The organism is Niastella vici (assembly GCF_002077945.1).
GTDB lineage: Bacteria > Bacteroidota > Bacteroidia > Chitinophagales > Chitinophagaceae > Niastella > Niastella vici.
Genome location: NZ_LVYD01000046.1, coordinates 255,065 through 274,291 on the forward strand (window position 1 = coordinate 255,065; position 19,227 = coordinate 274,291).

Genomic DNA, 19,227 nt, shown 5'->3' on the forward strand with positions numbered 1-19,227 from the left:
AAGCACCCTTTGTTGATACGCTAAAAACAGGGGTCGGGTTGCTGCCGGTGAATGGATAGATGATTTAAGGAGATTTAGGGTTTTGGGGTGTTTACATAATTTGATGTTTTGAATTTGATAATTGGATTTTAGTATCTGTTTGAGGGCTGTTATTTGTAATAGGTGTCTCTCTGTCAGGATTTGTAATTTGGTTTTGAGCTTTATTATACGCTGTTCTGGTCAAAAAGGTTGGTAAAAAAGGTATACAGAAAGGAGAAAAGGGATAATCAACTTATTCTTACAGGGTTATGATCTTATTGCAGGCTTGCAAACTTTTTTTATTGTGGGTGATCAGGATGATGAGCTTACCCGAGGCGGCCAGTTGTTGTAAGTGTTGCAATAACGATTCTTCGGATTTTTCATCCAGTTCGCTAAAGGGTTCATCGAGCATAATTACATTGGCTTCCTTATACAATGCCCGCGCCAGGGCAACCCGTTGGCGTTGACCCCCGCTGATGTTCTTACCATTTTCTGTAAGCAGGGTATTAATACCGGCTGGCAATGCCGGCAACCAGGCTGTAATGCCCGAAATGTCAAGCGCATTTTGCAGGCGTTCTTCGTTGCACTGCCTGCCCTGTTCGAAAGGATCATCGGCGCGGGCATTCAGGGTAATATTGGCCAGCAGGGTATCGTACATAAAAAAGGGCTGCTGCTTTACATAAGCTATATGTTGCCAGTATTGTTTGCGCTGTAAAGTACTGGTGGGTTGTTCATTAATGAGTATCTGTCCGGTTTGCGGGGTAATGAACCCCAGCAATATATTCAGTAAAGTGGTTTTGCCTTTGCCCGAATGGCCATCAATGCCAACCATATCGCCGGGTTGTAGCTGGCAGTAAAAATTGTGGAGCACGGGTTTATGATCATACGAAAAACCAATGCCTTCGAACGAAATGGAATGAATGGATTGCGGCGGGGTGCTGCTCAGTTGTTTGCCGGCTGTATGATTATCCTGCACCAGGTTGTGCAGGGTGAATGCATAGGTGCGAATTTGTCCAATCGCATTCAGCATGCGGGCGATACCCGGTATGATCTTGTAGGCAGCTGCAATAAAAGCCCCCAGGGTCACCATCTGGGTGGCGTACTGTGTATTTCCCCGGCTATTGCCGATGGCTATCAACGCCAGCAGGCCAAAAACGGCAAACACTTCTGCCAGCCTTGCGGGCAACGCCTGTAACGATTGCAGATCGGCCTGGTGTTTATTGAGCATTTGCTGGGCCCCGGCATACCGGCCGGTAAAGAATTCGTTCTTGTCATAAATATTGCTTTCAACAAAACCGGTAATGGATTCGTGCAGGTGTTGCCACATGGTGGTCCTGCTGCTTTTGATATAGTGGCGGGCGCTGTGCAATTTTCGTTTGGTGAACCAGGCGGCCAGCATCACCGGTGGCAGCAGCACGATCAATAATATAAGGAACAACTGTGCATTGAAAAGCAGGATAGCAACAATCGATAAAACGATCAATACGGTTTCTGTAAACACCTGTTGAAAGGAGGCCAGCACATGCTGACAAAATTCCAGTGGTTGCAGGCTGATGATGCGGGTGAATACGGAGGAATCGGTATGAATATAGTCGCCATAATTCCCTTCGAGGTATTGCAGCATATTGTTGCGGGAAATGCGCGCTGCCACTTCGTGCACAAACCTGGTTTGCCTGGCCTGAATAAGATAGGCTACCAAATTTTTTACGCTGAAGATAAAAAAGAACAGGGTGATGAGAATAAGGGAAGAACGGTTGAATAACCATTGGGCCGCCGGTTCGCCCAAAAAAGGGGCGAAGGTGCTCACTGCGTCAACCTGTTGAGTATAAAAATGAATGATGTATAACAGGAAGGCCAGCGACCCAATGTCGGCGATGCTGATCAACAGCGTTAACCCGGTGAGCCGGGCCCACTGTTTTTTTTCGTACGGGGTTAAAACGGCCCTTGTTTTTGTTAGAATACCTGTCACCTTTATTGCATTGTTTTAAAAACGGTGAAAACACCCGATTTTATGCTGACTTTATTATTTGTACGCAAAAACCGGCTGTTGGGTTGCCACTAATACTGGCCATGGTGCTTTCTTATTTAACCGGTTCGATGTAACGAAAATAAAGAATATTATTTTTTAATAATACAGCCGGTGAATACGTGACTTAATTAAGATGGTTGGGAATTTGGTGACCTTCCTTTAAAAAACTAATATTGTTGACCGTTAGTTGTTGCTCCCGCGTTATATATTACTATCCGTAGATTGACCGTTACCTTAAGTTTTAGTGTCATTACCTTTTTTACCAAAGAAAGAAGTTAATAAATAGTTATCAGTTCCTTATAAAAAAGTGAAGAAAAGAGTAATTCACATAAGTGTTTTCTGTAAGCTGTAAATTTGGATCAACAATTTATACAGTATAATATTGCAACCCGATTGTTGTACTACTGCATTGTTATATTGCTTAGCCAGGAATTGCCGCATTAACAGGAGTTACTTTTTTTCATATCCATTTTTGTTCATTGTAAACCTTATCATTATGAAAAAGTATCTTATTCAATGCATTCCACTCAATCCCCGCATTTTTATTTTCCTTTCCCTGGTAATACTACAATCCGATATCGTTTTTGCAATTGGTAGTGATGATACTACGTATTATTATAATGAACGTGGGAAACTGTTGTGGTGCAATGTGAAAGCTGCTTCAGCGGCCACTTATGTGGTAAGAACAAAGCAGTCGTTCAATCAGGTGTTTGATGATATACCGTTGAATGATTCAACCATGCAGTTAAGCGATGGATACAATACGGCAATGGTAAATGGTATTTCACGCCGCACGGCCCGCAGGGTGCAACGCCTCATACAGCATGGCGCAATTGATAATCCGTTAGTTGTTAAAAATATTGTACCTGTGCTGGATAAACGAATTATTCGGCGTATGTATGATAACATTGTTTCACGCTGCGCTGCAGGTGATGCGCATAAATATAAAGAGCATGGTGGCGTGGTATTCCCTGATGGCACCGTAACCTGCATTTCAGGCGAAGGATCTGATCCCAATTCCTTAAAGGGCGCAGGGTTATTGATCAAAGAAAAAGCGCTGGTTTATTATCATAGTCATCCTGATGGGTATGTGGAGCAGCAACAGCCCCGCGACAGGTTTCGGATGTATAATCCTGATAGAGTGGAATTTTCACAAACCAGCCAGGTTCAATTGATCGGTTATGTACAGGGCCCTTCGCGGCAGGACCAGGTATCGGTAGGGGAGGGAACCGGTTATGTATTCGGAATGAAAGCCAGTGGCGGTCTTATTTATATTTATGATAAAGAAGGCGTAAAGGCTACGTTGCCCATTTCATTCGTGAAGAAAATGCGTATTTCAGCTGAAAAAACAGAACCAACGATAGATTCCTATTTTGCAGGCCTTATCCGAACATTGCCCTTATCCTGGTTATTTTAAAAAGCGGGATAGTGACCCAACCAACCATTACATTGATTTGATCATTTTGGCTACTATTTTATCGATGGGCAGGGAAACAGCTTCTTCTGAAAAATCATTCCAGTCAATAAAGCGGAAGGTTTCTGTTTCTCCTTTTTCTTTATATACAGCCATTTGTTGTTCGTCGAACTCGAAGGGCTTCCCGCGCAAGGGTACTTTTATAGGTTCCAGTGCATGGGCGAAGTAGTATATTGAAATGATCTGGTGTTCGGAATTGAACGCGCTCATCTGAAAATAATCGGTAGTGTATAAATGATCGCCAACGCGTACATCGAGGTCCATTTCTTCTTTGAACTCCCGTTTTAAACAATCGCGGGTGCCTTCCCCAAATTCCAGTCCGCCACCGGGAAATTTGGTATAATAACCGCCGCGGATCAATTCATCGCTTACCAGTACCTGTTTATTCTCGCCAATCAAGATGCCATATACTCTCACATTGAACATGGATGACAAGGTGCTAAGTTTTTAGTTGTGAATTAACTAGAATAGTTTCTTCTTCAAAAAGAACCACCCGATCACCAGCGATATCACCAACGACAAAAACACGGGGATGTAGAAGGCAAATGGTGAATGCGAATAGGGAATGGGTACGTTCATTCCATAAATACTGGCCACCAGCACGGGCAGCGACAACACAATGGTTATTACCGATAACCGCCGCAATACTTCGTTCTGGTTATTGGCAATAATACTTGCAAACGCATCGAGGGTGCTGCTCAGGATGTTGGTATAGATATTCGCCATTTCAAGGGCCTGTGAGTTATCAACGATGAGGTCGTTCATAAACTCCTTCTCTTCATCGTTCAGCCCAAGGAAGTTGGTGCGCTCTATTTTCATCAACAGCATTTCGTTCGAGCGCAGGGCGGTCACAAAATACACGAGGCTTTTCTGTATCCGCATCAGCTGCAGCAAATGCTCGTTGCGGCTACTGGCATACAGTTTTTGTTCGAAGATGTTTCTGCGCTGGTTGATCTCTTTCAGGAATTCGAGATAGGTTTGAGTGATCTTTTCAATGATCTTCAGCACCATCATTTTCCGGTTGTCGGGGTGCCGGTTCTGAAAGGTGTTCAGGAATTTTTTGATAGCGCCATTCTCAAATGAGTTCACCGTTACGATCTGGTTGTGGGTAATGATGATACAAATGGGAATGGTGATATAGTAGGCGTCGCTTTCGTTAAACGAGTTGTTTTCGGTGGGCGTTTTTATGACCACCAGCTTTACGTTGTCAGCCTCTTCAAAACGGGTGCGTTCGTCAATATCGAGCGAGTCCGTCAGGAAGTCGAGCGGAATATCAAGGTTATATGATAATTCGCTGAACTCCTCCTGTTTCAGAGGGGGGAGTATATTAACCCAGGAACCGTTCTCGGGTTTATCGATCGCAATGGTCTGTTTATTAATATTTTTGAAGTACTGGATCATAGGCGGCGCAAAGGTAAGGCCGCTTTTTGATACATACAGGAATTTTTAAAATGCTTCTGTTAACAAAAAGCCCCGGCCGGTTGGTCACCAGTCGGGGCAATATCTTACACATTGGTTGTTTAACCTTTTAATTGTACACTTCCTTCAAAAACTTTTTCAGCAGGGCCGCATAACCAGATGTTGCGGTAGGTATCGTCATCGGTGCGGTCGAATTCCACGGTTAATTTACCCCCACGGGTAAGTACGGTTACATCATTGAAACCCCGTTCGTTATGATAGCAAACCAGGGCGCTGGCCGTTACGCCGGTACCGCAGGAAAGGGTTTCATCTTCCACCCCGCGTTCGTAGGTGCGTACTATTATTTCATCGTTATTTTTTTGTTCAACGAAGTTTACATTGATGCCGTCTTTGGCGAAGGTGTTGCTGTACCTGATCTCTTTCCCCTTTTTGTAAACTTCATAATCCCATACATTGTGCGTGAGTTTGATATAATGGGGAGAACCGGTGTCGAGGATAAAATCGCTGTGGTAATCTTTCACGGCATCCACGTCTTTCATTTTCAGGCTCACAATGCCGTCATCGTCAATTTCGGCCTCATGCGGACCGTCAATGGCTATAAAGTTGTATTTATCTTTCTTCAAACCGATATTATAGGCAAATTTCACAAGGCAGCGGCCGCCATTGCCGCACATGGTGCTTTCGCGGCCATCGGCATTGTAGTATTTCATTTCAAAATCGTACCCGTTGGCATTGTTCAATAACATCAAACCATCGGCGCCGATGCCGAAACGGCGATTGCATAGAAAGCGAACCTGTTCTATAGTCAGGCCATTGTAACGTTCGTCGCGGTTGTCCAGGATTACAAAATCATTTCCGGTTCCCTGATATTTCTGAAAGAATAATTCCATTGCACAATATTACTACAAACTAAATAACTTCTAAAAGTGGCGCCTTATTATAACATATTGTTACCTAATACTCATTAATTACCATTCGCTTATTTCGTCGAGGGTCTTTTTTATTAATTGCTCAATGGCCGCCTGGCTGTCGCTGGAAAACTGTTTGGTGACGCGGTTGGCGACAATGGCGCTGATCGACAGGCAATGATGCCCCAGCAGTTTGCCCAGTCCGTATATGCTGGATGTTTCCATTTCAAAATTGGTAATGCGGTGCGGGCCGAACGTAAATTGGGTAAGGCGGTCGATCAGGTGCGGATTGCTGAGCCCCAGGCGGAGGATACGGCCCTGTGGACCGTAAAAACCGGGGCAGGTAACCGTGATGCCGTGATGGAAGTTATTAACGAAATGTTTTATAAGATGAGCGCTGCTGCCGCAGATGTAAGGTTGTGATATGCGGTGGTTCAGCTGGGTTTGGGTCACGAAAGATTGCAGCAATTGCTTTTCCTCCTCATTTTCTTCATAGCGGTAGAAGTTCAGCAGGTTGTCGATGCCGAGGCCGTGGGTACTAACCACGAAGCTGTCGGTAGGGATATCGGCCTGCAGAGCGCCCGAAGTGCCCACCCTGATGATGTTCAGCGGGGTAAGCTGGGGCTTTATAGTTCGGTTAATAAGGTCGATGTTTACCAGGGCGTCGAGCTCGTTCATCACGATATCAATATTATCGGGGCCAATGCCGGTAGAAATGACGGTGAGCCTTTTTTTGCCCAGGACGCCGGTGTGGGAGATGAATTCGCGGTGGCTGCGTTTGTGCTCGATGCGGTCGAAGTGTTTGCTCACGACCGCCACCCGGTCGGGGTCGCCAACGGTGATAATGGTATGGGCCAGTTCTTCGGGCCGCAGGTCGAGGTGGTAAACAGCCCCCCGTTTGTTGATAATCAATTCCGATTCCTGGATGCGTTGCATAAAAAAGGATTAAAAAGGTTGGCCAAATATCCGACAAATATCCTACTTTTGCACACCCTATACGAGTCGGTTTTGGGTGTCAGACCCAAAATCTGGTTCCGGGAAAGGAAATTGGTTCTGTGGCCGAGTGGCTAGGCAGAGCTCTGCAAAAGCTCCTACACCAGTTCGAATCTGGTCGGAACCTCTAAATCAAGGATCGCATAAATGCGGTCCTTTTTTAGTTTTATACAACTTTACAGTTATCGCGTTCTTTTTCAGTCTTTTATAACAACGGTCATCGCTAACGGCTTCTTACCTTTATATCTCCATAACATAGTTAACTCGGCGATTTAATCGACTATTTGATCGACTAAAAAAATGACGTATGAAGATAACTATGTTATACCCGATTAAGCCGGGTTGCTTTCGCCCACGAGCAGACGGTATCAGCAATATTCATATACAATATTGCTATACCAGTAAGCAACGGACTTTACTTGATACCGAAATTCAAATTCCGGTCAGTTGCTGGGATAAGAAGGAACTTAAAATAGCCAGGAATCTCCCGCCCGAGTATGGTAATGTCAAAGACTTAAATACCCGGCTAACTTCCCAACTCACACTAGTGGAGGATATTATTAAGTATGCAGAGCGAAGGAACGTTCCAGATAAAGGAAAATTTGTTAAGAATTATTACAAGCCCGATCTGGATATATATTCTTTAGACGAATTGGTTAAAAACGATGAACAGGAAAAAGTAGTTCAGGAAATAGAGAAAAAGAAGACGGAGCTGGATGTTTTCCACCAGATCGATCTATATATAATATCCAAGACAAAGAAGGTATCGAAAGATATGCCCCGGATTTACCGGAATATGAAAGACCATCTGTTGGCTTATCAGGCCGCCCGGCAAATTTCCCTCACCTTTGAAACTTTTACCCTTGATTTCTACGAAGACTTTGTTGACTTTCTATCCCATGAATATGTGCAGCGTCGGCGTAAGGTGCCTATAGTCGGTTTGAAAATTAATACCGTCGGTAAAACGGTCAATCAACTACGAACTTTTCTAATTAACCGCGCTAAGAAAAAAATAATAGCCTATTGATTTAAGTGACTGGGATGTGGTTGGCGAAGAGGTGGATGCTGAATATCTTAATTGGGAAGAAATTGAAATGATATGGAAGCTTGACCTCTCCCGGCATTCCCATTTTATACCATACCGTGATGATTTTGTACTTGGTTGTTTAACCGGGCTTCGTTTTTCTGATTTCTCTGTTTTGGAAAGCCCGGATATACGAGGTGAGTATCTTTTCAAGAAACAACAGAAATCCAGACACCGGGTAGTTATACCGTTACGTCAGGCTGCAAAGGATATTTTGGGGAACCGGTTTAAGAAAGACTATGAACCGTTAACCAATGCAGAGTTTAACCGACATATTAAAACTGTTTGCAAGCTGGCCGGTATAACGGAACGTGTTAAGCATACATACACAAAGGGCAATAAGAAAATCGACGAAGTAAAACCGAAATGCGAGTGGATTACTACTCATACCTGTCGCCGTTCATTTTGTACTAATGAATTCCTGGCTGGTACGCCGGTTGAGTTGATTATGAAAATCAGCGGGCATAAGAGTACAAAGGATTTTTATCGGTATATTCGAATTAGTCCGGAGCAGGCGGCGATGAAAGTGAAAGAGTTATGGGATCAACGAAGTGAAGCGGCCAGTAAAAGCATATTTGTGTAGGGTTAAGAATAAAATACTAATGCCAATTATGAATTATATTTTTCTTTTCCATCTATTTCGTCCGTGGGAGTGGACCGAAGGACAATCGAGTAATGTAATCAACTTCTTTGCTGCAACCGGAACAGTCGGGGCTTTAGTTTACGCTTTTATATTAGATAGAGAGAACAGCAAGAAAATAAATTATCTCGCCAATATTGTCTCGCAATTAACAGAATCTAATCAGATACTCAGAGAGCAGGCGGTGTTAGAAAACAAAAAATGAAGCCCTTTGCAAAACCAGAAATAAGGTTCTGTAATTTTAAGGGTATAGACAAGAACTTTCCGTTGACTTGACTATTGCTAACGAGGGACACTACGCTCAGAATCTTACTTATAAATCGATGGGTAATGTCAAATTCTTTTCTGAAGTGCCGACAACGATCTCTAAAGGGGTAGGGTTAGCTTTAATTGGTAAACTTGATGAAGGTGTTAGTTTTACAGATATATTCTACGTAATTGAGGTGCATTACGAAGATTATTTCGGAAACAAGTACAATACCATGATTATTGGAAGACCCAATTCCCACAGATTGTTACAGACTGATGATGCACATTTATGCAAAATGAATAATGTTTCATGAATTTTCTCCATATTATGTCGATGTTCTTTAAAGTGGTGTTAGTATATCAGGCCATATTTTGCTAAACCATAACGCTAATACATAGTTAAAGATTCTAATTTAATTAATAAAATGTAAGGAACAGCCGACAAATATTTTATCACGCCATTGTTTATAAATTAGGTTATTGAAGAATAAAAATTATCCCCGTGTAATTCCAATTTCCCCTAAATCCCGTAAATTTAGAAAAAGGATAAAATGATGAAAAGTATAGTGAAGAAAGCCAATTCCTTTATCTCCTTCGATCTCCCGTTAGAGAAAGCATATATTGCCAAGCAGTTTGCCAGCTTTCATAAAAAATCAATGGAACATTCTCCTGAATGGAGTACTACGGCCACCCGCCAGAAACTGATAGCAGAATATTGGTATACCCATGTTATAGTTCACTTCGCTGTGTTGTTTGCATTACCAGCGTTGGTGATTATAATGATTTCGGGAGGCTTTACTCATTTACCTCAGTATTTGGCAAGTTTCTTTGTAGCCGGCCTGTTAAGCTTCCTTGTTTTATATGTGGCTCTTTATAGACATTACTTTACCTCATTTTACTTACCCCAGGTAGAAACGGTAAAAGAAGAATACGAGCGTAAGGTTGTTGAGCAATTGGAGAAGTGCCGTCAGGCTCAGTTGTCCAATTTTGCTTTATCCCTTGTTTTTTATGTATTCTATAAAACCAGCGGCATAAATGGTTTACAATGTAATGATCACTTCGCCAGGCTTCAAATGAAATTGTTTGGGGTTGATCAGGGAAGTTTAAAGAAGAGCCTGGAGCTTATTTTGGGTAAGAAGAAGGGACTTACAGAGAGAAAACAGACGGAAATCCGCCACCGGTTTGAGGAAGCATATGCTTTTTTTGAAGAACTACTGTTTCCTCAGGGAGCCCTGATTTTGAAGGAATTAGAGTCTAAGTTCCAGCATTAACTTTTAAAGGCCAATGGTAATTCGTATATTTATATTATCATGGCAAACACAAAGAATACTTCATCAAATGGAACCGGCATAGTACCTAACCTCGACAAAGGATTGTTTTGGGATTGGCGCTATGATGAAGTTGATTGGCAGAAGACGTACAGAAGTGTAATTGAACGGGTTTTGGAACGAGGTACTAAACAGGAATGGGAGGAAATTATCCGCTTTTATGGAATGCCCAAGATTGTTACAGCATTAAAAGATGAGATCAAATTTCTTCCGGATTATATAATAGAAGAGGTTAGCAGTTATTTCAACATTAGAAAGGAGGAGATGGCATGCTTTATAAGGAAACAGTCGAGAAAGGGACAATGGATCTAATTGACAGGTTAATGAAGGATGATAAATTTTCTTCATTTAATTTGGTTGGTGGTACTGCTCTCGCATTAAAAATTGGCCACAGAAAATCTATTGATATAGATCTCTTTACTACTTCAGGTTTTAACTCTCCCGAAATTTCAAATCATTTATCGGAAAACTACAACGTAACACGTATTCAGGCCATTAATAATGGCGTATTCTGTTTGGTTGATGGTGTAAAAGTTGACCTACTTGCTCATCAATACCCTTTAATTGAGGATGTGGAAATTATTGATGGCATAAGAATTATCTCATTAATGGATATCAGTGCCATGAAACTAAATGCCATCTATAACAACGGCACCCGGTTAAAGGATTTTGTTGATGTTTATACTTTACTTGAAAGCTTTCCCTTAAAGGATTTACTGGCAGCAAGTGAACAGAAATATCCCCAGAACAATATTTCCATGGTAAGGAATGCACTGTTGCACCATGAGGATATTGATTTTAATGTACCCGTTGACTTTATAGGTCAGGATATTAAATGGTCTGTAATCGCTGATCGCCTGCGTGAGGCTGTTAATAATCCCCAGAAAGTCTTCATTAAAATTCCACCTCTTACACAGAAATTAATGGAGACGAAACCCCGCAATCGGCAAAAACCGAAAGGTCCCCGTCTTTAGTAACATCTTTGAGCTCACAATTGCCCCGAGTTTTATTTCTCTCACACATTTAAGGATTTACTGGCAGCAAGTGAACAGAAATATCCCCAGAACAATATTTCCATGGTAAGGAATGCACTGTTGCACCATGAGGATATTGATTTTAATGTACCCGTTGACTTTATAGGTCAGGATATTAAATGGTCTGTAATCGCTGATCGCCTGCGTGAGGCTGTTAATAATCCCCAGAAAGTCTTCATTAAAATTCCACCTCTTACACAGAAATTAATGGAGACGAAACCCCGCAATCGGCAAAAACCGAAAGGTCCCCGTCTTTAGTAACATCTTTGAGCTCACAATTGCCCCGAGTTTTATTTCTCTCACACATTTAAGGTCTGATGTTTGAGATGGTGGAACCTCTAAAAATTTGTAGGTTGGAAGAAATACCATCACCATGACCAAGAATCAATTAGATTTCAGCGGCATCATTATCTATTGTGGAATCGACGTACACAAGATAAGCTGGCGGGTAAACATTCAGGATGGGGAGTTTGAACTCGAAGACTTTACACAAAGTCCAGATCCCGAGGTTTTGAATAAACATTTAAACCGGCGTTATCCCAACGCTACTTTTAAAATCGGATATGAAGCGGGGTTCTGTGGTTTTTCCATTCAACGAGCATTGAGAAACCTTGGGAAAGATTGCCTGGTTATCAATGCCGCAGATATCCCTACCAGTGACAAAGAGAAAAGGCAGAAACAGGACAAGATTGATGCGCGCAAATTGTGTCATCACCTGCAAACCCGTAAAGCTAAAAGCGTTTATGTCCCTGATATGGGGATGGAACATGTTCGCACCCTGGTACGTACCCGTGAAAGACTGGTCAATACGCAGACCCGTTGTAAAAACCGCATTTGGCACCTTTTACATTTTAGTGGTCTTTCTTTACCAGAGGCTTGTGAAGAAGGGCGGTACTGGAGCAAAAGATTTGTAAACCACCTGCTCAAAATGGATTGCGGCGGTAGTCCGTCGTTAAAACAATCCCTTGAATTATATATTAAAGAACACCTACATACCCGTGAGTTACTACACCAGGCAATTATGGCCATCCGGGAAACCTGCAAAATGGACGCCCATGCCGAATCCATTCGAATCCTAAGGACTATACCAGGTATTGGCGAAGTAAATGCCGCCGTAATTTTATTTGAATTGCAGGACATTAGGCGGTTCAAACGGTTCGATCATTTGTGCAGCTATGCAGGATTAATACCTGAAACCTCTGATAGTGGTGACACCAAACGAACACGTGGTATCACCAACCGGCGTAATCATCATCTGCGGGTAGCTCTTGTGGAAAGCAGCTGGAGTGTGGTAAGAAAAGACCCGGCGTTACTAATGAAGTATAAAAATTATTGTAAACGTATGGAAAAGAACAAAGCCATTATCCGCATTGCCAAACGCTCTTATCGCTGTTTGAATCCGAAAACAGGCACGCTGATGGCACAGAAGCCAAAATTATATTGCTTGATCCTGATAATACTTTAAAAGCTCAGATACAGCCCGACAAAAGTGATCTGGATGCATATGAACAAGCTTTTAGCAGTTAATCACCCGTGATCCCGGAAGATGGCCGCAAAAATCAACTTGCGTTGATAGCGGCCATCTTTGTTTACAGCGTATCGCTCATATAGTTCTCTATTTTTTAATCAAACAATAAAATACAAATGAACATCAAAAACAGAATTGCCAGCCATTGCAAGTACTTAAGGTTAAACGCAATCGGAGAAAAGATACAATCGCTTGCAGACAATGCATCGCATGAAGGTATTAGCTATTTAGATTTTGCTGCCAGAATGTTGGATGTAGAAATCGAACACCGGCAGGATCGGGAGATGTTAAACAAAATACGAATTGCGCGACTGCCGGTTAACCATGACCTAAAGCAATATGACTGCACTGCCGTGGAAGGCATGCCTGTCAGTCGCCTTGAACAGCTTAAAGAATTAACCTGGCTTGATCAGAACTTTAGTCTTGTTATCATGGGACCTAATGGGATCGGAAAAACAATGCTCGCAGCAGGATTATGTTATCATGCGATTGAAGCAGGGTACAGGGCTTATTTTAGAACAATGGAAGATATTATGACTATACTCAAAACCAAAGGCATCTCTAAAATCGCTATGACCGATTACAGGAGGCTTTGCAAAGCACATTTTATCGTTATTGATGACATTATGATGATCTCTATTGCCAGAAACGAAGCCAACGCCTTTTTTCATTTTATCAATGCCCTGCATGAAAAAGTATCCTTTGTCATTACCACCAATAAATCACCCAAAGAATGGGTGGAAACGATTGGTGACGAGGTCATCACTACCTCTATTCTGGACCGCTTATTGTACCGTTGTGAAATTATCAAGCTCTCTGGAGAAAGTTACCGCCTCAAGAATAGAAAAACAATCTTTGGAAAAGCAAAGTAAAAACCGATAATTTTGGCAAATAGTCATGCACCTGTTCCCTTTTAAAATTATGCACAAATCCCCCCACATCATACTACATCCTTAATTGCCAATTTCTATGCACTGTTGCTTGCCGACTACAAGCCCCGATGTAGACACATCGCGACTTTTGGTTATGGTACTGATTAGTATTTTTTAAAATGGGTGATGCCCGTCAATTTCAATTTATATTGTTCGACCTGCTCTTTGGCGAGTGAAATAGTTTCTTTTTGGGATTCAACGATGTTCTGTGTTAATGCCAACTCTCTTTGCAACAGTTTATTTTCCTCTGTGATCTTCTGTAATTGAAATTTTAATTTTGCAATTTCATCAACCCGTAAACTATTCATTGGATTTTCATTATAAAAGAAGCTTAAAAAATCCATATTAAGTGCCTCTGAAATAATGATCAATAAATCAATTGACATAGTAACACGAGAAAAAATATTAGGTACCGTTTTTTCATTTTTATTGATCAGGGCACCAAATTCCTTTTGAGTAAACCGTTGGCGTTCCACTTCCTCTTGAATTATTTTACCAATATGGATAGGCATAAACTTTCCTTTTAAAATGTTATACACCAATGATCATAAAGTCATTTCCACGGATTAAAAAATGACCATTATTAGATATGATTCTACACTGTACTTTTGCTTATATGAGTGCGCTTTTTTAAATGCTTTATCTTATAAACATATCGAGCCTTTTCTTTTTCTATATCCTTGAGTGAATGATGAGAATTATGCCCTGCTTCCCATTTGCATTTATCTAATAGAGCTACATTGCATTCATTGGACCGGATATAGTCGCAGAATTCAACTAGCTTCTTTAGCAGAAGACAAAGAAAGTCGAAATCATCTTCGTTTATCTGTTCAAAATGATGGCGGATTTTTTTGTGAGTGGCAAACATGTACAGAGCTGTCGCAGCTGCATTCGAATAAACACTGAGCCCTGCATTTAAATCATAGGGGTTAAAAAAGTTATAGACCCAATAATCAATATCCGGTTCACCGCCTGTCTCTCTTGACGCTCTAAGGAATTCATCGATTAGTTGTACCAACTCATTCTTTCCATTCCTCCATTTTTCTTTATCGAAAGAAGGTTTATTTGTTGTTTCGGCCATAAAGAATTTATTTGCAGTTACAAGTATTCACATTTAATTACCTTCTAATATTTCGCTGTCCGTTAATCCGGTTACTTCCCGGATGACTTGTAAGGCTGCCGCTTTTGTAAGATTATCGCTGTTTTTTTGAATATATCGGGCGATGGTAAATTCAGTACAGCCCAGCACATCCATCAGGCGCCGCCTGGTGGGAGGCTTGTTTATTGCTTTTAACACCTCTTTGCGAAGTTTCATAATGTTGTGATTTATGTTTTGGCCAGGGTTAATTATTCCGGTATTAACAATGCTGAACATTAACAGTGGCGACTATTTTCAAAATGGTTATAATCTCATCCCAGCGCCGCTCAATAGGAGGATACAAAGCTTGGTTCTTATGATCCGAAACCAGCTGGAGGCCTTGCTTATTCTTGCCCCGATACACCCTTCTTATGATTCTCTGCAAATGGTTATGTAACTTCTGTTGTTCCAAATGAAGATGGATCTATTTATATTTTTGGTAACAGATATCTAAATTTTATTGAGCCGGTTATTTTTGGACGATTGAATAAATCAGATGGTAATACTATCTGGATGACGATACCTAATGCTGATAATTTCTCCGATGAGTCTATCAATGACATTAAAATAACTAAGGATTATGTGTATGCAAGTTCTATACATAAATATTATGGAAGTGCATACACCGCGTTTCGGTTATGGAAACTTAATAGATCAACTGGCGTAAAAATTTGGAATATAACATATAATCCTATATCTACAGCCGCTGGTGCCCCATATGCCAGCGCTCTTTCATTTGATGTGGATTCATTAAATAATCTGTATGCAACCGGTTATGAATCGGCAGGAGATTCTCGCATTGCGCAATGGGGAATCTGCAAATTCAATTCAAACGGTAGTCTTGTTTATCATCAGAGTATTTTTAACGGAACTCAGTATGCGTCGCAATATAGCCGGGGTGTTTCGTGTTACTATTTTAACAACCGGCTATTTTACGTTGGTGAATTGCAGAAAGCATCGAATACAACAGGGGCGTATGTGAATTTACTGGCAAGCGATACAGGTTCAGTATTTGCGCCCTATCGTATTAAAAGAACTGAAAGTTATTACCAGGAGTTGAGCTCGGTTAAAAGAATTCTTCCTTACTCAGCTACAAAATATGTAATATATAGTCAAGTTGGACATGGTGTTAGAATAATTTTTAAAAGTGCCAGAACAGGTAATACGATATGGCAAAAGGATATTCGACGAGGTGCACATTTGGAAGCCGACAAAGTGTCTATTACGGCCGACAAAAAAATACTGATATCATGCTTAAAACATAATGGATATGAAATGCAGTTTGATTATAAGAATTACCCCGATAGTCTTTTCTTTATAAGATTGGATAGCCTTGGTAAGTTAACAGCGGAATCTGGATATTCCATGTCTGGATTGGTGGATTTTAAGCCGATACAGTTGTATGCTGGGGGTGATTCAGATAATGTGTATGTATATGCAATGAAGGATTATTATGACCATTATAATTCCATTCATTTTTTTAATATTGATAAAGCTTCATTTGGAACCTTTAACAATTATATAGGAAGCCAGTTTAGTTCCATTCAAGGTAGACAGGATCTTTTGGCTGCCAAATCCCGCGATTCCATTATCCACATACAATATGGTTTTAATGCAACGTCGGCTGTCTATGGGGTCTATAAATTCAATCCAATAGGTTGGGGTGCGGTACAAGGGGTATTATTAAACCAACCTATAGTAGTTCAAAATATAAGAATGCATAATTCTTCCTCAGTGGTTTTTAGCGGGCAGGGTAAAGCTTCAAATTATTATCGAATTGGCCGCTATTTGTTTGGGCAAACTTCCACACTTTGGGTTGTAACACGTCCAGTAGGACAATCTGTTGAAGGCATTTCTTCTTCCAATAATAGTGTGTATTGGACGGGTAAGAATGGAAATTCCTTATTGATTAGCCGGATAAATGCCTCTAATGGCACTACTCAATGGGAAAAATCTATCGCACCAACATTCGCCAATCAATATTATATACCGCTGGATCAACAATACAATTCAATGAGAAATGAGTACACTGTTTGCGGATTTATCGAAGACAGTACCAATAATACTTATTCACAACAGGCTTTTTACATCACCCTGGATACATCAGGAAATATCATCAGGCACTGGATTCAGTCAGGTGATTACAATAAAAAAAATCAGTTAAATACTATAGCCATAAGCCAATTTGGCCAGACCTTAATTGGGGGGGCGCTATATAAAATACCTTTTGGTCGCTCAGCAGTTTTAATTGAGGCTGATACTATCGCGCCAATTAATCTTAATCCAGAAATACCCATTATTACAACAAGCCCATCAACCACTGCTTGCTATGGAGATACCCTGACTTTAATGGCTACTGCAAGCGACTGTGACAATTGCACCTTTCAATGGGATGATCTAGGTCACACAATTGGCTCTACGCTTAAAGTTACTAGTTCAGCAACTTACCAGGTAACAGTAACAAACAGTGTTGGGTCCACATCTGCAAGCCAGTTAATAAAGATAATGCCGTTGCCTTCCAAACCTACAATTTCCTTGATGGGTGATTCATTGAAATCCTCAGCCTCGGTAGGCAACCAGTGGTACTTAAATGGATCATTAATTCCAAACGCTACTGGCCAGTTCTGGCATCCTGCCAAATCAGGTAGGTATAATGTCCAGGTGACGGAAAGCAGTTGTACCGGCCCGATGTCTGATGGGTTTAATTATCCAATAACTGCTATTATTGATCCTAATGCTTTCGGTGGTCAGGTGCAAGTGTTGCCCAACCCTGTTTTAGACAAAATAATAATCATCAACAACTTGAATCACAAATTAGATTTACAACTCTATGATATTTGGGGAAGATTATTGGAGACAAGTAATGTGTCGATTAATGATACAAAGGAACTATTCGTTAGTCAATTAAGGAAAGGTCTTTATGTATTGCTGATAACCGATTCTAAAACAAAGAAGAGCATTCAAAAAATGTTACTGAAACAATAAGTAATGATTTTGTTACAAGCTTGGGTAATAGCAATATTGAAAAAGGCTTCTGGGCATTTAATTATAACATTAGAGAATAAGACGGATGTAATACGTATAATTTATATTCAAATAGATTTTGACAGATAACATTAGTAAGCGAATAAAGTGTGTACGTGAAAATGGAAAAGTGTGGAAAACATCTGTTCAAGCTCTTTGTAATTTATCTTAATCAAAATGTCTCTGCTTTAAAATCACCAGTTATGGCGGGCCGGCTTGGCGAATTTCGGAGAAATAGCATTCCCCTTCTACCGGAGTTATCGTTATTTATTATTATAGATCAAGACAAATGTTTTGCTAAGTAAAATTTCATAACCTTGACAACTGCAGGACTTTAATTACCATGCAAAATTTGCCTTTGATATTCTACAAAACGATTAATGTCGTCACTAGTCTCTTTGTCAACAAAAGGATGCGTCAATAGTGCTTGCAGTCTGTCAACCATATTTTGCCTGATGAGAATATTTTGTTCAGCGTTAATGATTCTGTTGAACATCCAAATTGTCAAAACAGTAGGTCTTCTGTTCAATGATTCAAACAAATAGTTTTCATACCGTCCAGAAAAAGACTCAAGCGTATGAACGAGCGGTCCTGATGAGCCAAAATCAGTTGCCGGATATTTTTCCATCAACTTAAAAATCACGCTCGCCGCTCTTTACAGCAACCACAAAACGTTTAAGACCATCATTTTTTTTCTATCGATTAAGTTAAAGTTCATGGTGGTTCGGTTTGCTCAAAAGTAAAAGAAATAACAGTGAAGTACCCCCTTTATAAGTTAATTCGCTAAATTTGGAAATAGCGAGTATTCCTATGTTAATAGAGGTAAGAATACAGAAATTTAAGCTATTTTGATCGACCATTTCTCGACTAAAAAAAACGGCACTTGATTTTCAATTAATTATACGGCTCCGATGAATCTGATCTGAACCTCTTAATCAAGGATTGCATAATTGTGGTCCTTTGACCGGCAAAGTTATTTTTATCAGTTTGGCTCTTGCCAGGAATTTTGATCAAACTAATTGCGTAGCGAGGGCAAATTAGTTACCCTCTATTTTAGAGAAGCCTTATAGGCCAAGGCGGAAGTAATGGTATATTATTGGTATTTTATGCTATTTCAATAAGATAACTGAAAAATTCTTCTTTAAGCTTATTAAAACTCTGCTCTACATCTTCTACTTTCAAAAGAAATGGTTGCAATATTTTTAAAAGGTGAGTTTCTTTAATATCTCCTTTAGACAAAGCTTCCAATCGAATCGTTTCCTCCCTTAATAGTTGAATGAATAAATCTATCTGTAAAAAACGTGTTTGAAAATTTTCCGCTTGTTGAACCAAATTTGGACTAAAAATAGCCTCAAGGAGGTCGCATAGCCTTTTTTTGCAATCGTCGCTCTGCTCACTTATGTATTTAACGTTTGAAAAGGGTACCAGA

Annotated in this window: 19 protein-coding genes and 1 tRNA gene; 11 read left to right on the forward strand and 9 right to left on the reverse strand. The window is 40.6% G+C overall.

What is annotated here, in order from left to right:
• Nucleotides 1-277: 277 nt before the first annotated feature.
• Entirely contained in the window at nucleotides 278-1,987 is a 1,710-nt protein-coding gene (locus A3860_RS17570; RefSeq protein ID WP_081148038.1) for an ATP-binding cassette domain-containing protein, read from the reverse strand.
• A 556-nt stretch (nucleotides 1,988-2,543) separates the two neighbouring features.
• Between A3860_RS17570 and A3860_RS17575 the strand changes: the two genes are divergently transcribed.
• The gene (locus tag A3860_RS17575; RefSeq protein WP_081148039.1) at nucleotides 2,544-3,464 is read left to right on the forward strand and encodes a hypothetical protein; all 921 of its coding nucleotides are present in this window, start codon (nucleotides 2,544-2,546) and stop codon (nucleotides 3,462-3,464) included.
• Nucleotides 3,465-3,491: 27 nt separating this feature from the next.
• On the opposite strand, the gene A3860_RS17580 is transcribed toward A3860_RS17575, so the two are convergent.
• The 4 genes from A3860_RS17580 to A3860_RS17595 form a co-directional block, all read right to left on the reverse strand.
• Entirely contained in the window at nucleotides 3,492-3,947 is a 456-nt protein-coding gene (locus A3860_RS17580; protein WP_081148040.1) for an NUDIX domain-containing protein, read from the reverse strand.
• Nucleotides 3,948-3,983: 36 nt separating this feature from the next.
• Nucleotides 3,984-4,922, reverse strand: coding sequence for a magnesium transporter CorA family protein (locus A3860_RS17585; protein ID WP_081148041.1), 939 nt, complete (start codon nucleotides 4,920-4,922; stop codon nucleotides 3,984-3,986).
• Nucleotides 4,923-5,041: 119 nt separating this feature from the next.
• Nucleotides 5,042-5,830 carry a diaminopimelate epimerase gene (gene dapF / locus A3860_RS17590; protein WP_081148042.1) on the reverse strand — a complete coding sequence of 263 codons (789 nt, stop codon included), beginning with the start codon at nucleotides 5,828-5,830 and terminating at the stop codon, nucleotides 5,042-5,044.
• A 78-nt stretch (nucleotides 5,831-5,908) separates the two neighbouring features.
• Nucleotides 5,909-6,784 (reverse strand): nucleoside phosphorylase, encoded by an 876-nt coding sequence (locus A3860_RS17595; RefSeq protein WP_081148043.1) that lies wholly within the window; start codon nucleotides 6,782-6,784, stop codon nucleotides 5,909-5,911.
• 113 nt (nucleotides 6,785-6,897) lie between these two features.
• On the opposite strand from A3860_RS17595, the gene A3860_RS17600 reads away from it, so the two are divergent.
• The 9 genes from A3860_RS17600 (at nucleotide 6,898) to istB (ending at nucleotide 13,576) form a co-directional block, all read left to right on the forward strand.
• Nucleotides 6,898-6,968, forward strand: a tRNA-Cys gene (locus tag A3860_RS17600).
• Nucleotides 6,969-7,148: 180 nt separating this feature from the next.
• A complete protein-coding gene (locus tag A3860_RS41895; protein WP_245843558.1) occupies nucleotides 7,149-7,868 on the forward strand; it encodes a phage integrase SAM-like domain-containing protein in 720 nt (239 codons plus the stop codon).
• Nucleotides 7,869-7,884: 16 nt separating this feature from the next.
• Nucleotides 7,885-8,508 carry a tyrosine-type recombinase/integrase gene (locus A3860_RS41900; RefSeq protein WP_245843559.1) on the forward strand — a complete coding sequence of 208 codons (624 nt, stop codon included), beginning with the start codon at nucleotides 7,885-7,887 and terminating at the stop codon, nucleotides 8,506-8,508.
• 28 nt (nucleotides 8,509-8,536) lie between these two features.
• Nucleotides 8,537-8,770, forward strand: coding sequence for a hypothetical protein (locus tag A3860_RS17610; protein ID WP_143774158.1), 234 nt, complete (start codon nucleotides 8,537-8,539; stop codon nucleotides 8,768-8,770).
• Between the two features lie 595 nt (nucleotides 8,771-9,365).
• Entirely contained in the window at nucleotides 9,366-10,085 is a 720-nt protein-coding gene (locus tag A3860_RS17620; protein WP_081148046.1) for a hypothetical protein, read from the forward strand.
• Nucleotides 10,086-10,124: 39 nt separating this feature from the next.
• A complete protein-coding gene (locus tag A3860_RS17625) occupies nucleotides 10,125-10,454 on the forward strand; it encodes a DUF6922 domain-containing protein (protein WP_216823460.1) in 330 nt (109 codons plus the stop codon).
• A gap of 11 nt (nucleotides 10,455-10,465) precedes the next feature.
• Entirely contained in the window at nucleotides 10,466-11,116 is a 651-nt protein-coding gene (locus A3860_RS17630) for a nucleotidyl transferase AbiEii/AbiGii toxin family protein (protein WP_158085288.1), read from the forward strand.
• A 433-nt stretch (nucleotides 11,117-11,549) separates the two neighbouring features.
• On the forward strand, nucleotides 11,550-12,641 hold the full coding sequence (locus A3860_RS17640; RefSeq protein ID WP_081148049.1) for an IS110 family RNA-guided transposase: 1,092 nt from the start codon (nucleotides 11,550-11,552) through the stop codon (nucleotides 12,639-12,641).
• A 179-nt stretch (nucleotides 12,642-12,820) separates the two neighbouring features.
• Nucleotides 12,821-13,576, forward strand: coding sequence for an IS21-like element helper ATPase IstB (gene istB / locus A3860_RS17645; protein ID WP_081148050.1), 756 nt, complete (start codon nucleotides 12,821-12,823; stop codon nucleotides 13,574-13,576).
• Between the two features lie 164 nt (nucleotides 13,577-13,740).
• Here the strand turns inward: istB and A3860_RS17650 are convergent, their stop codons facing one another.
• The 3 genes from A3860_RS17650 to A3860_RS17660 all read right to left on the reverse strand — a co-directional run bounded on the left by A3860_RS17650 (nucleotide 13,741) and on the right by A3860_RS17660 (nucleotide 14,951).
• Complete coding sequence (locus tag A3860_RS17650) at nucleotides 13,741-14,148, reverse strand: hypothetical protein (protein ID WP_081148051.1); 408 nt, start codon at nucleotides 14,146-14,148, stop codon at nucleotides 13,741-13,743.
• Nucleotides 14,149-14,231: 83 nt separating this feature from the next.
• Nucleotides 14,232-14,717 (reverse strand): hypothetical protein, encoded by a 486-nt coding sequence (locus A3860_RS17655; RefSeq protein ID WP_081148052.1) that lies wholly within the window; start codon nucleotides 14,715-14,717, stop codon nucleotides 14,232-14,234.
• Nucleotides 14,718-14,750: 33 nt separating this feature from the next.
• A complete protein-coding gene (locus A3860_RS17660) occupies nucleotides 14,751-14,951 on the reverse strand; it encodes a hypothetical protein (RefSeq protein ID WP_081148069.1) in 201 nt (66 codons plus the stop codon).
• A gap of 336 nt (nucleotides 14,952-15,287) precedes the next feature.
• Between A3860_RS17660 and A3860_RS17665 the strand changes: the two genes are divergently transcribed.
• Nucleotides 15,288-17,759, forward strand: coding sequence for a T9SS type A sorting domain-containing protein (locus A3860_RS17665; protein WP_081148053.1), 2,472 nt, complete (start codon nucleotides 15,288-15,290; stop codon nucleotides 17,757-17,759).
• A gap of 1,143 nt (nucleotides 17,760-18,902) precedes the next feature.
• On the opposite strand, the gene A3860_RS41125 is transcribed toward A3860_RS17665, so the two are convergent.
• Nucleotides 18,903-19,227 (reverse strand): hypothetical protein (locus tag A3860_RS41125; RefSeq protein WP_158085290.1); only part of this gene is annotated, 325 nt, incomplete at its 5' end.

What these genes read in the sequence shown, in the direction of transcription:
- A3860_RS17655 (WP_081148052.1), bottom strand. Translation starts at nt 14,717, where the DNA reads ATGGCCGAAACAACAAATAAACCTTCTTTCGATAAAGAAAAATGGAGG.
- A3860_RS17620 (WP_081148046.1), top strand. Translation starts at nt 9,366, where the DNA reads ATGATGAAAAGTATAGTGAAGAAAGCCAATTCCTTTATCTCCTTCGAT.
- A3860_RS17640 (WP_081148049.1), top strand. Translation starts at nt 11,550, where the DNA reads ATGACCAAGAATCAATTAGATTTCAGCGGCATCATTATCTATTGTGGA.
- istB (WP_081148050.1), top strand. Translation starts at nt 12,821, where the DNA reads ATGAACATCAAAAACAGAATTGCCAGCCATTGCAAGTACTTAAGGTTA.
- A3860_RS17610 (WP_143774158.1), top strand. Translation starts at nt 8,537, where the DNA reads ATGAATTATATTTTTCTTTTCCATCTATTTCGTCCGTGGGAGTGGACC.
- A3860_RS41895 (WP_245843558.1), top strand. Translation starts at nt 7,149, where the DNA reads ATGAAGATAACTATGTTATACCCGATTAAGCCGGGTTGCTTTCGCCCA.
- A3860_RS17660 (WP_081148069.1), bottom strand. Translation starts at nt 14,951, where the DNA reads ATGAAACTTCGCAAAGAGGTGTTAAAAGCAATAAACAAGCCTCCCACC.
- A3860_RS17625 (WP_216823460.1), top strand. Translation starts at nt 10,125, where the DNA reads ATGGCAAACACAAAGAATACTTCATCAAATGGAACCGGCATAGTACCT.
- A3860_RS17575 (WP_081148039.1), top strand. Translation starts at nt 2,544, where the DNA reads ATGAAAAAGTATCTTATTCAATGCATTCCACTCAATCCCCGCATTTTT.
- A3860_RS17650 (WP_081148051.1), bottom strand. Translation starts at nt 14,148, where the DNA reads ATGCCTATCCATATTGGTAAAATAATTCAAGAGGAAGTGGAACGCCAA.
- dapF (WP_081148042.1), bottom strand. Translation starts at nt 5,830, where the DNA reads ATGGAATTATTCTTTCAGAAATATCAGGGAACCGGAAATGATTTTGTA.
- A3860_RS17585 (WP_081148041.1), bottom strand. Translation starts at nt 4,922, where the DNA reads ATGATCCAGTACTTCAAAAATATTAATAAACAGACCATTGCGATCGAT.
- A3860_RS17595 (WP_081148043.1), bottom strand. Translation starts at nt 6,784, where the DNA reads ATGCAACGCATCCAGGAATCGGAATTGATTATCAACAAACGGGGGGCT.
- A3860_RS17630 (WP_158085288.1), top strand. Translation starts at nt 10,466, where the DNA reads ATGAAGGATGATAAATTTTCTTCATTTAATTTGGTTGGTGGTACTGCT.
- A3860_RS17665 (WP_081148053.1), top strand. Translation starts at nt 15,288, where the DNA reads ATGACGATACCTAATGCTGATAATTTCTCCGATGAGTCTATCAATGAC.
- A3860_RS17580 (WP_081148040.1), bottom strand. Translation starts at nt 3,947, where the DNA reads ATGTTCAATGTGAGAGTATATGGCATCTTGATTGGCGAGAATAAACAG.